The organism is Bordetella flabilis (assembly GCF_001676725.1).
In the GTDB taxonomy this organism is placed as follows: Bacteria; Pseudomonadota; Gammaproteobacteria; order Burkholderiales; family Burkholderiaceae_B; genus Bordetella_C; species Bordetella_C flabilis.
Genome location: NZ_CP016172.1, coordinates 734,201 through 745,793, shown reverse-complemented (window position 1 = coordinate 745,793; position 11,593 = coordinate 734,201). Strand labels below are relative to the sequence as shown.

The 11,593-nt window shown below is 62.2% G+C and carries 11 protein-coding genes; 4 read left to right on the top strand and 7 right to left on the bottom strand.

Annotation, left to right across the window (positions count from 1 at the left end; translation table 11 throughout):
- Window positions 1-36: 36 nt before the first annotated feature.
- The gene (locus BAU07_RS03290) at window positions 37-1,314 is read right to left on the bottom strand and encodes a nucleotide sugar dehydrogenase (protein WP_066654093.1); all 1,278 of its coding nucleotides are present in this window, start codon (window positions 1,312-1,314) and stop codon (window positions 37-39) included.
- A gap of 754 nt (window positions 1,315-2,068) precedes the next feature.
- Here BAU07_RS03290 and dbpA point away from each other — a divergent pair.
- From dbpA to BAU07_RS03275, 3 genes are all read left to right on the top strand, one after another.
- Window positions 2,069-3,457, top strand: coding sequence for an ATP-dependent RNA helicase DbpA (gene dbpA, locus BAU07_RS03285; RefSeq protein WP_066654091.1), 1,389 nt, complete (start codon window positions 2,069-2,071; stop codon window positions 3,455-3,457).
- 182 nt (window positions 3,458-3,639) lie between these two features.
- On the top strand, window positions 3,640-4,215 hold the full coding sequence (locus BAU07_RS03280) for a helix-turn-helix domain-containing protein (RefSeq protein ID WP_066654089.1): 576 nt from the start codon (window positions 3,640-3,642) through the stop codon (window positions 4,213-4,215).
- Window position 4,216: 1 nt separating this feature from the next.
- Window positions 4,217-4,756 carry a GNAT family N-acetyltransferase gene (locus BAU07_RS03275; protein WP_066654087.1) on the top strand — a complete coding sequence of 180 codons (540 nt, stop codon included), beginning with the start codon at window positions 4,217-4,219 and terminating at the stop codon, window positions 4,754-4,756.
- Between the two features lie 142 nt (window positions 4,757-4,898).
- Here the strand turns inward: BAU07_RS03275 and BAU07_RS03270 are convergent, their stop codons facing one another.
- From BAU07_RS03270 to hisD, 5 genes are read right to left on the bottom strand one after another with little or no spacing between them, the layout of a single operon-like run.
- On the bottom strand, window positions 4,899-5,684 hold the full coding sequence (locus tag BAU07_RS03270; RefSeq protein WP_066654085.1) for an HpcH/HpaI aldolase family protein: 786 nt from the start codon (window positions 5,682-5,684) through the stop codon (window positions 4,899-4,901).
- A gap of 31 nt (window positions 5,685-5,715) precedes the next feature.
- Complete coding sequence (locus BAU07_RS03265) at window positions 5,716-6,759, bottom strand: Bug family tripartite tricarboxylate transporter substrate binding protein (RefSeq protein ID WP_232338240.1); 1,044 nt, start codon at window positions 6,757-6,759, stop codon at window positions 5,716-5,718.
- Window positions 6,760-6,767: 8 nt separating this feature from the next.
- On the bottom strand, window positions 6,768-7,781 hold the full coding sequence (locus BAU07_RS03260; protein ID WP_066654070.1) for a LacI family DNA-binding transcriptional regulator: 1,014 nt from the start codon (window positions 7,779-7,781) through the stop codon (window positions 6,768-6,770).
- Window positions 7,778-8,545, bottom strand: coding sequence for an SDR family NAD(P)-dependent oxidoreductase (locus BAU07_RS03255; RefSeq protein WP_066654068.1), 768 nt, complete (start codon window positions 8,543-8,545; stop codon window positions 7,778-7,780). Before BAU07_RS03255 ends, BAU07_RS03260 begins: the two co-directional genes overlap by 4 nt.
- Window positions 8,542-9,861: a histidinol dehydrogenase gene (gene hisD, locus BAU07_RS03250; protein WP_066654066.1), complete on the bottom strand. Its 1,320-nt coding sequence runs from the start codon at window positions 9,859-9,861 to the stop codon at window positions 8,542-8,544. The genes BAU07_RS03255 and hisD overlap by 4 nt, the downstream gene beginning before the upstream one ends.
- A gap of 434 nt (window positions 9,862-10,295) precedes the next feature.
- On the opposite strand from hisD, the gene BAU07_RS03245 reads away from it, so the two are divergent.
- The gene (locus BAU07_RS03245) at window positions 10,296-10,985 is read left to right on the top strand and encodes a type 1 glutamine amidotransferase domain-containing protein (RefSeq protein ID WP_066654064.1); all 690 of its coding nucleotides are present in this window, start codon (window positions 10,296-10,298) and stop codon (window positions 10,983-10,985) included.
- A 175-nt stretch (window positions 10,986-11,160) separates the two neighbouring features.
- Here the strand turns inward: BAU07_RS03245 and BAU07_RS03240 are convergent, their stop codons facing one another.
- A complete protein-coding gene (locus BAU07_RS03240; protein ID WP_066654060.1) occupies window positions 11,161-11,517 on the bottom strand; it encodes a hypothetical protein in 357 nt (118 codons plus the stop codon).
- Window positions 11,518-11,593: the final 76 nt, after the last annotated feature.

Sequence of the window (11,593 nt, the reverse complement as noted above, 5' to 3'; positions counted from 1 at the left end):
CAGGGTCACCTTTAGTGATGGATTGACGGCCCGAACTCAGAGCGTCCAGTACACGAGATCGGACTGAAGCCGCTTGCTGTCGAGTACGGACTTCAGGTCGCACACCATGCCGCCGCTCTTGACCAGTTCGGGCAGGTCGTCCCAGATGGACTCCATGGTCTGGCGATGCGGAACGGCAAGAATCAGCACGTCCATGCTGCGGAAATCCTTGCGAGGCACGAGCTTGATGCCGTACTCGTGCTCCATCTGGATCGGATCGGCCATCGGATCGCAGGCGACCGGGCTGATGCCGTAATCGCCAAGCGCGTTGTAGAGGTCGACCACTTTCGAATTGCGGATGTCGGGGACGTTTTCCTTGAACGTCATCCCCAGGATGCCGACCCGGGTCGAGGTATGGAGGCGGCCATTGCGGGCCAGCACCTGGGCCACCCGGGAGGCGACGTGATTGGCCATCCCGTCGTTGATCCGGCGGCCCGACAGGATTACCTCGGGGTGGTAGCCGAGTTCCTGCGCCTTGGACGTCAGGTAATACGGGTCGACCCCAATGCAATGCCCCCCCACGAGACCGGGCGTAAATCGCAGGAAATTCCATTTGGTTCCCGCGGCGGCCAATACTTCCGATGTGCGAATGCCGACCAGATCGCAGATCTTCGACATCTCGTTCATCAGCGCGATATTGATGTCACGCTGTGTATTTTCGAGGACCTTCGCAGCCTCGGCCACCTTGATTGAAGACGCCCGGTGGACACCCGCGTCGATAATCTTCTCGTAGGCATTCGCGATTATTTCGAGCGCGTCCTCGTCCTGGCCGGACACGATTTTGACGATTTTCTCCAGGGGATGGTCCCGATCACCGGGATTAATACGCTCGGGGCTATAACCCAGCTTGAAATCCTTTCCGCAGCGCAGGCCGGAGGCTTTTTCCAGTTCCGGGCCGCAAATCTCCTCGGTCGCGCCGGGGTGGACGGTGGATTCGAAGACCACAATGCTGCCCGGGCGCAGTACCGGGCCGATCAACTGGCAAGCACGAACCAGCAGCGAAAAATCCGGATTGCAGCGCTCGTCGACGGGAGTCGGGACGGCGACGACAAAAAAGTCGCAGCCTTCGAGGTCCCTTACGTCATCCGTAAACCGTAGAGTGGAATCGAGCAGCACGTGCCGCTCGATCTCGCCGGTCCAGTCGTCGGCGTCTTTCAGGCGTTCGATGCGTCGCTTGTCTACATCAAAGCCTATAACATCGAAACGCCTGGCAAACGCCACGGCGACCGGCAGGCCTACATAACCCAGGCCACATACTGCGATTTTCTTTACCACGGGTACCTCACTGTTTGTCGGCGTGTCGGGGACACTGAAAATTGACGCTCGTAAACAAATCGAAATATCTCTGAAATGTCTTGTCTTATCCGAGCAATACTCTGAGCTGCACACATTTAGATATTGTTTGTCACCCGTCCGCATCTTTCGGATGCCGAACGCCCCGGCCGGCGAATCCTAAACGCGAGGTAGAGCAATACTTTTGACCAAATATTTGCATTGCTCTGGAAATGAATCGGCATGAATGCAATAAAGCCCGCGCTGCGGCGTAATAAATTACATTCATTACACGGATGGCAACAAAGCCGCTCGGCGCTTTTATTGTCAAATATTTACAAGCGTGTCATTTGTGCGTATTTAATCTGAGCGCAATAAAGCGCGCGTTCCGTTTGGGAATATATATATGCCCGATCCGCAGAAGGGCCTCTTCTTCATAGGCGAAAGCTAAGCCCCTGAGGCGCAAGGCCCCCCACAGCCGCGTGCGGATCGAAAGGCCGGAACGGCGCGCAGAAAAGCTATTTTTTTTCTCAATGCCAGCCCGATTCGAGCCGTCGATCAATAATGAAAAATAGCCACGCCATTAATATCGGTTCGGTTCTTATTGTTTGGCGTGCCTGCAGCCTTATTGGTTTACTGTGCCTGGAGCCGCTCCTGCCCGCGGTAGGCAGGCATTCGGCTTCGGCAGCCGGCAAAGGGGTGCGACGGCATACACTGTGTGATTCAGCCTTCCGCCATTCAGGCAATCCGCCCTATTGTGACCAACGCTCCCTTCTCATCCCTGCCGCTCCTGCCCGCCTTGCTGGACAACCTTGAAGGCCTGGGCTTCGAACAGATGACGCCTATCCAGGCGCAAAGCCTGCCGCTCATTCTCGAAGGCCGCGATCTCATCGCACAAGCCAAGACCGGCAGCGGCAAAACCGCGGCGTTCGGCCTGGGCCTGCTGCAAAATCTGGACGTCAGCCGTCTTGCGCCGCAGGCGTTGGTGGTCTGCCCTACCCGGGAACTGGCCGATCAGGTGGCGCAGGAACTGCGCCGGCTGGTCCGCCTGATTCCCAACGTCAAGATACTGACCCTATGCGGCGGCGCCGCCGCACGTCCCCAGGCCGAATCGCTCGCCCGCGGAGCGCATCTCGCGGTAGGCACGCCCGGCCGGATCAAAGACCATCTGGAGCGCGGCAGCCTGGACCTGTCCGAGTTGAAGACGCTGGTCCTGGACGAAGCCGATCGCATGGTGGACATGGGCTTCCATGACGACATCGTGGCGATCGCCTCGCACTGCCCGGCCAAGCGCCAGACCCTGCTGTTCTCGGCCACCTACCCTGACAACATCCGCAAGCTCAGCGCCCGATTCCTGCGCAACCCGGCCGAGGTCAAGGTAGAGGCGCAGCATGACGCCGACCGTATCGAACAGGTCTTTTACGAAATCGACGAAGCCGAAAGGCTGGACGCCGTCGTCACGCTGCTGGCGCATTTCCGCCCGCTATCCACGCTGGCGTTCTGCAACACCAAGGTGCGCTGCCATGATCTGGTTGAACGCCTGCGCGCAGAGGGTATCAGCGCCCAGGCGCTCAACGGCGACCTCGAACAGCGCGAGCGCGACGAGATACTGATCCAGTTCGCCAACCAGAGTTGCGCCGTGCTGGTGGCCACCGACGTCGCCGCCCGCGGCCTGGATATCCAGAACCTGGCCGCCGTGATCAACGTGGACGTGACCAAGGACACCGAGGTCCACATCCACCGTATCGGCCGCAGCGGTCGCGGCGAGCAGAAGGGGCTGGCGCTGAGCCTGTGTTCGCCCGAGGAGATGCGCTGGGCCACGCTGATCGAGCAATACCAGGGTGCCCCGCTGAAATGGGGCGACCTCAGGTCCCTGCGACCCAAGGCCGACCGCCCGTTGCGGGCCCCCATGATCACCTTGTGCATACAGGGCGGCAAGAAGGACAAGCTACGTCCGGGAGACCTGCTCGGCGCCTTGACCGGCGAGGGTGGCTTGCCATTCGAGCAGGTCGGCAAGATCAACATCACCGAGTCCAGCTCCTATGTGGCCTTGAACCGCGAATCCGCCAAGAAGGCCTTCGCGCGGCTTTCCAACGGCAATATCAAGGGGCGCAAGTTCCGCATGCGCTTCCTGGAAGAGTTCTGAGCGTCTGCTGCCATCCGCTAGAGAGAAGTCGAAGCCCGCAGGCTGACGCACAAGCGTCCAACTGCCTATCGGAGAGGGGCTGCCCTCTGCGCTGCCGATGTCGAAGAGCTCAGGACATCGCGGATTGACGCCGCGGCGGACTTCTATAATAATGGAAAAATTATCCATTATTATGGACATCGATGGACATCAACCACGTTATCGCGACGCGCGTCCGGGACCTGCGAAGCCAACACGCCTGGTCGCTCGACGTCCTGGCGGATCGCAGTGGTGTGAGTCGCTCAACAATATCGTTGATCGAACGAGGGGAAAGCAGCCCGACCGCCATTGTCCTGGACAAGCTCGCCACGGCGCTTCATGTCCCGCTTGCATCCTTGTTCGAGCAGTCGTCTCCCGAAACCAGCCCTTCGCCCATCTCCCGAGCGGACACGCAAGCGGTGTGGAAAGACCCTGCATCGGGATATGTTCGCCGCCACCTCTCGGCGCCCATGCCCTGCCCCACCCAGTTGGTCGAGATCCACTTTCCGGCCGGTCAGCGCGTGTCGTACGAGACGGCGATGCAGGAGCCGGATGTTGTCCAGCAACTGTGGATGATGCGCGGAACGATGGAGGTACGTATGGGAGAGACGGTTTGGCGACTGGCAGAAGGCGACTGCCTGACGATGAAGCTGGATCAACCCACCACCTTCCATAATCCTGGCCGTGCAATGGCCCGCTATCTGGTCGCGCTAACGACCGTTGCCCACAAAGGAATCTGAAATGACGACTCAAGCAAGGATCCGTGTTGTCGCTGCCGACGAGGTTCCAGGCCTGGCGGAGAAGCTGGCCGAGCTGCTGGTGGATTGCGTCGCCGGTGGCGCCTCTGTCAGTTTCACAGCGCCTCTTGAGATGCCTCAGGCGCTGCGGTTCTGGATGAATGTCGCTGACGGCGTGAGGCAAGGCGAGCGGATTCTGCTTGTCGCTGAATCCCGGGCGCGCATCATGGGTACGGTCCAGATAGTCATCGGACAGCCCCAGAACCAGCCCCATAGAGCCGATGTGTCGAAGCTGCTGGTTCACCGCGACTTCCGCCGTCAAGGCATTGGAAACCAGCTGATGGCGCAGGTGGATATTGTTGCCGCGGGCGCCGGGCGGACGTTGTTGGTCCTGGATACCGAGACAGACAGCGATGCCGAGCGACTTTATCAGCGGTTAGGCTGGACGCGCGCAGGGGTGATTCCGGATTACGCATTGAAGCCCTACGGTGGACTCGCGGCGACGACTTATTTCTATAAGCGCCTGGCGTCCTCCGTTCTATAAGCGCCCAATGCCCTCCGGCCACGCCCAATGCGCCCCTTTTCGTGAATGAGGAGTGGCGCTTACTTTATTCGGCTAGCCAATGGGCGTGACCGGGACCGGGCCCGAGTCCGCTTCCTCGCAGTAGCCAGTACCAGGCGCGGAATCAATAGCGCAATCCCGCTTCCATTCCCGCGGACGCTACTTGGGCGAGGGCTTTGGAGATGATGCTGGTCGACACATTGGCGAAGTAGCGAGCGCCGAAGCGCCCGTATTTTTCCTCGTCCTGCGGAGTCAATGCGATGATGCCGGGACATTTCCCGGCGGCGGCGATGGCCTTCAGGCCTCGTTCGATGGCGCGCTGTACCGGCGCGGCATTCCAATCGCTGCCGTGCCCCATCGCATGCGCCAGGTCATTGGGCCCGATGAATACCGCATCAACGCCATCAACCGCCGCGATTTCCGAGGCGACGTCGATGCCGCCAGGCGTTTCTATCATGGCGACGAATACGATACCGTCGTTGCTGCGCTGCGTATGTGCCGCGCCGCCGAACGCGCCATAACCCGCCGCGCGAGTGCTGAAGGCGCTGCCACGACGGCCCAAGGGCGGATAGCGCGTCATACCCGCCAAGCGCCGCGCCTGTTCGGCGCTTTCCACCATGGGTATTTGAACGCCGCTCGCGCCCATATCGAGAATGCGTGGCAAGTCGTGTTCGAAACAACGCACGATGGGCGCAATACCGGACGCCCGTGCCGCACGCAGCATGTGCTCGGTCTGACCGAGGTCGGCGCTGCCGTGCTCATTATCGAGAATGATGAAATCGAAGCCAGCGTAGGCGCACATCTCGACGATGGCGGGGCTGGGTAAACCGTTGAATAGGCCGCGCAGCGGCTTGCCGCTGCGCAGCATCTCCGGCAGGCGGCCGTCTAGGGGTGAGCGGGCATCAGTCATACTGACCTCCTGGATACGGGAAAGGGAAAGATCAATCGGCCTGGATGCCGGCCTGCTTGATAACCTTGCCCCATTTTTCAACCTCGGCTTGCTGGAATTTGGAAAATTCGGCGGAACCACGTCCGTCTGGCGTTACGCCCAGCTGCAACAACTTGGCGCGTAGTTCAGGTGTATTAACCGCAGCCGCGATCTCCTGCGCCAGCCGGTCGACAATGAGCGTTGGCGTGCCGGCTGGTGCGAAAATTCCCTGCCAGGACTGCATTTCAAAACCAGGCAAACCAAGGTCGGCCAGCGGTTTGGCTTGTGGCAGGCTGTCCAGCGGCTCGGCCGACGTCACGCCAAGTACCTTGACCCGCTTGGCGTCGATCATGGGGCGGGCCGCCGCGACGGTATCGAACACGATATCTATCTGCCCGCCTATCAAATCCACCATGGATTGGGAGCCGCCCTTGTAGACGATCTGGCGCAGCCGCGTGCCGGAAATGGACTGGAAGAGCTGGCCGGACAGATGCTGCGATGTTCCTGGTCCGGCCGTGCCGTAGGTCAGGCTGTCCGGCTGGGCGCGGGCGGCATCAACCAGTTGCTGTACGGTGTCATAGGGACTGTCCGCACGCACGACCAGCGCATTGCTGACCATGCCGACCAGCGCGACCGGTGTGAAGTCCTTCACAGGGTCGTACCCCAGCGACTTCTTGAAGAAGGGATTGACCGCGTGCGTGGTGATGGTGCCGCCCTCGATCGTGTAGCCATCCGGTTCGGCACGTGCGGCCAATTGCGTGCCGACAATGCCGGACACGCCGGGCTTATTCTCCACGATGACCTGCTGCCCCAGCCTGCTGGATAGCTGTTCGGCTATCAGGCGCGCTACGCCATCTGATACGCCGCCCGGCGAGAACGGGACGATATACCGGATGGGTTTGGCAGGCCACGCTGCCGTCGTGCCTGCCGCTTGAACAGCAGTGGTATTGAACCCGATCACCGTCGCGAGCAGAACACCCAGGAATTTACTGCGCATACATTGTCTCCTTCTGTACATGTTGCGAGCGCGATCCGCGCCCTCTTTAGGTTTGATCACCAGATAGGTCAGGAAGCCGCACGGACAGTCGCACGCTCGACCAGGGTGCATGGCACGACGATGTCGCGCGGTTGCAGCTCGCCGCGCATCTGCTCGCGCAGCAGGGTCAACGTGGCATCGACCATGGGCTCCAGGTGCTGGCGCACCGTCGTCAGTTGATAAGCGCCCCACGCGGCCTGCGGCACGTCGTCGAATCCGACGACGGCCACATCCTGCGGCACCCGCACGCCCAGCTCCAGCCGCAGAACGTCCAGCGCCGCGATCGCCATGTGATCGTTGGCGACGAAGAGCGCGTCCGGCGCGTCGGCGGCAAACATAGCGCGCAAGGCCTCCTGAGCCAGGTCGAAGCTGTAGTGTCCTACGGCCCGGCATCGCACCTCATGTCCGAGTTCGCGCAATCCTTCCCGATAGCCACGCTCCCGTTCGATGCTGGTGGATGAGTCCTCCAGCCCTGCCAGATATCCAAAGCGCCGGTAACCGCGCTCCACGACCAAGCGTGCCACCGCGCGGCCACCGCCATAGTTGTCCGATGTAGCCGAGCTGCTGGCGTGCCGGGCCAGGCCTCCCAGTATCGAAATCCGGTTGAACTGCACCACCGGCACGCCTACGTCCGCGCAGCTGCGGACGATATTGGGCGAGAGCATGGCCGAAGCCATGATGATGCCGTCAACCTGGTATTGGAGAATCTCGGCAAGCACGCCGTCCGCCGCCTCGTCCACCTCGGCAATGAACATCAGTACGTGGTAACCCTCCTTCTGCAACTTCTGCGAGAGCTTCTCGATGACGAGGGGATAGAACTGGTTCTCCAGATAGCTCATCACCAGCGCCACGATACGGCTACGCCGCGTAATCAGGCTTCGAGCCAGCGCATTGGGTCGGTAGCCGAGCTTTTGCGCGGCGGCCAACACCTTCTTCCGCGTTTCTTCCGACACGCTGGCGCCCGGCGTGAACGTACGGCTTACCGCCGACTGGGATACCTTGGCCAAGTCGGCAACGTCCTGGGCGCGGGGCGAGACCTTCATGCTGCGGTCCAGCCCCCATCGAGCATCAGCGCGCTGCCCGTCATCAGGCTGGACGCATCGCTCGCCAGAAACACGATCGCGCCCATAACCTCGTCCAGCCGGCCGACGCGGCCCAACGCATTGCGTGCGCAGACCCATTCGCGGAAGCCGGGCTGCTCTAGCATCCCGGCAATCATCGGTGTCTCGATAAAGGTCGGGCAGATGGTGTTCACGCGTATGCCCGCCGCGCCCAGCTCCCACGCCAGCGCGCGCGTCAACCCCTCCAGCGCATGCTTGCTGGCGCAATACAGGGTGCGCTTCGGGCTGCCCACATGCCCCATTTGCGACGACACGTTGATGATGGAGCCGGGCAGGCCTTCCGCGAGCAGGCGGCGCGCCGCCGCGCGGCTGGTACGAAACGCCGCCTTGACGTTCAGGTCCAGCACCGCATCGATGTCCTCGTCGGATTGCTCGACGAGCAGCTTGGGACGGTTCATGCCTGCGTTATTGACGAGAATGTCGAACGCTGCGCCGCCCTCGATGGCGCGGTCGACCGCCGCGACGTCCGTTACGTCCAGCACCAGGGCGGCGCATTCTATGCCCTCTGAACGGAGCGCGTCACAGACTTGCGTCAATTCGGCGCCACGCCGCGCCGCCACCGTCACATGCGCGCCAGCGCGGCCCAGTGCGGTGGCGGCCGCCAATCCTATGCCGGCGCTGCCCCCCGTAACCAGGGCGCGCCGGCCATCCAGACGAAAGTCCGGCGCTTGGGGCAAGGCGATCATGCCTGCGCCCCGACCGGCTGGTACCAGGGCAGGTCCGGTTGGCCGCCATAGCGCCGCACGCGGATATTGGCCTGTTCGCCATGACCCGCAAAGTTTTCCATATGGCACAGGCGCGAGCAGTACGCGCCTATTTCCGCACTGGCCGCGTCCGTCAACACGCGCTGATAGGTGCATGTCTTCAGGAACTTGCCCACCCAAAGGCCGCCCGTGTAGCGGGCATTGCGGTTGGTCGGCAGGGTGTGGTTCGTACCGATCACTTTGTCGCCAAAACTGACGTTGGTACGCGGCCCTAGGAAAAGCGCGCCGTAGTTCGTCATGTTGTCGAGGAAGTAGTCCGTATCGCGCGTCATGACCTGAACATGCTCGAAGGCCAGGTCGTCCGCCACCTGTAGCATCTCCTCGACGGTGTCGCAGACGATCACTTCGCCGCAGTCCTCCCAGCTTTTGGACGCGATGCCGGCCGTGGGCAACCGGGCCAATTGCCGGTCGATCTGCGCCATGGTGTCGCGCGCCAACTGTTCGCTGGTGGTGAGCAGCACCGCGGGCGACGTCGGGCCATGTTCAGCCTGACCCAGTAGATCGACCGCGCAAAGCTCGCCGTCCACGCTGTCGTCCGCGATCACCAGTGTCTCCGTGGGACCGGCGAACAGATCGATGCCCACGCGCCCGTACAGCTGTCGCTTCGCTTCGGCCACGAACATATTGCCCGGTCCCACCAGCATATCGACCGGCGCCACGCTGGCGGTCCCCACCGCCATCGCTACCACGGCCTGCACGCCGCCCAGCACCAGGATCTCGTCTGCACCAGCCATGTCCATTGCGGTGACGATCGCCGGATGGGGCGCGCCCTGGTAAGGCGGCGCCGTCGAAACGATGCGCTTGACCCCTGCCACCTTGGCGGTCACCACGCTCATGTGGGCAGAGGCCAGCATGGGGTATTTGCCGCCCGGGATGTAGCAGCCGACGGCGTTCACGGGTACATGCTTGTGGCCGAGGACCACACCGGGATAGGTTTCCACTTCGATGTCCCGCATGGAGTCGCGCTGGTGTTGCGCAAAGTTGCGCACCTGCGCCTGGGCAAACGAGATGTCCTCGATCTCGCGCGCCGACAGTTGTTTGCGCGCGGCTTGGATCTGCGCGCGGGAAAGCCGAAAGTCCGCCGGGTCCCAATTGTCGAATTGGCGGCTGTACTCGCGTACCGCTTCGTCGCCACGGGTTTCGATATCGTGGACGATCGCTTCGACGGTGGCGCGCACCTGGGCATCGGCCTGGGTCTTCACGGCGGCGGGACGGCCGCGCTTCAGATAACGGATCATGGATCTCCTTCCCTACGGACGGAATGACTGGATAAGCCGGCAGTTTTTGGCGCTTGCATACGTATGCAAATAGGGGGAAACCCGCCCCCTCGCGCTAGCGCCAACTCGGGCAACACACCACGCAGAAATGTTGTTGGGCGCGATACGTCCGTCGACCTGCGCGCTGGTACGACTTCGTGGGCGCCGTGGATGCAGACGAACAGCGTCATCGCTGGTCCAGACGCAAGGTCGCCGTGGGCCGCGCAATAGATGGCCCAGTCTTTCGCAGACTGCCGAGGCGAGTGCTTGGCGGTTAAGCTGGGTGCGAAGGTGGTCGACTCATCCGAAGCCATCCGCATGGCACTTAAGAAAGGCATTCCGCAGTCGCATGCCGGGAGCGCTTATTACGTCTCCCGATGCGACCAGCGGCCTAATTGTCTGAATTGGAGAAGCAAATGAAAGTTCTGATCGTCCTGACCTCGCACGATAGGCTCGGCAACACGGGCCGCAAGACCGGCTTCTGGCTCGAAGAGCTGGCCGCTCCCTATTACGCCTTCAAGGATGCCGGCGCCGAGATCGTGCTGGCCTCGCCCAAAGGTGGGCAGCCACCGCTCGACCCCAAGAGCAACGAGCCGGCATTCCAGACCGATGAAACCCGTCGCTTCGAGGGCGATGCCCAGGCCACCGCACAACTGGCCGCGACCGTGCGCCTGGATAGCGTGACGCAGGCCGGTTTCGACACCGTGTTCTACCCGGGTGGCCACGGCCCGATGTGGGATTTGGCCGAGGACAAGGACTCGGCCGCGCTGATCGAGTCCTTCCTGGCTGCCGGCAAGCCGATCGCGCTGGTCTGCCATGCGCCGGGCGTGCTGCGTCACATCAAGTCGCCGGACGGTCGCCCGCTGGTCGAAGGCAGGCAGGTTACCGGTTTCAGCAACACCGAAGAAGCCGCCGTCGGCCTCACCGACGTTGTGCCCTTCCTGGTGGAGGACGAACTCAAGGCGAAGGGCGGCAGCTACTCCAAAGGGCCGGACTGGGCGCCTTACGTCGTCAGCGACGGCCTCCTGATCACGGGCCAGAACCCCGCGTCCTCGGCGTCGACCGCGGCGCTGTTGCTCCAGCAACTCGCGGGGAAGTCATCATGAGCGCGTCAAGGACATGCACTGCGGAGGGCCGCGCGCGCCATCGGTTCGCCTGACCGATGGTTCCCCGGATGAAACTAAAATCCTTCATCGGCACGCCGCGACCGCGATCGGCTGCTCATCCCTCTTCTCCCGCAATGGCCGCAAGTCCACTTGCGCAGACGCCGCCATCGTCACATCAGGCCACCTCCCATAACGCCGCCGTCAGGCCCAGAAGCAGCAACACGGCCGACCCGATGAACCATCGCACGGTTTTCAGGTATTCGTCCTCCGCCTCATCGTCCAGGCGCAAGGCTCGGTAAAGGGCAACGATCTGCAGCAGGGTGGCCAGGAACAAGGCGATACCCGGCAACACCGACAGGACGCTCCATTCGCCGGGCGCGTCGAAGCCCCAGTAACGCAGGAAACCCAGCGAAAAGCCCAGCAACACCGTAATGGCGGTGATCAATCCAGCCCGATAGCCTTGCGGCAGATCCGGCGGCCTCCGCCGGCGGGTGCGCACTGACTCGTCGCAAGGATTTTCCGGTGTCGTCATCGAGACATCCCCAGTGCGCGTCTGCGGCCGGCCGTATCACCATCGGCAAGATGAGGAAGCGCGAGGCAGGCACCTG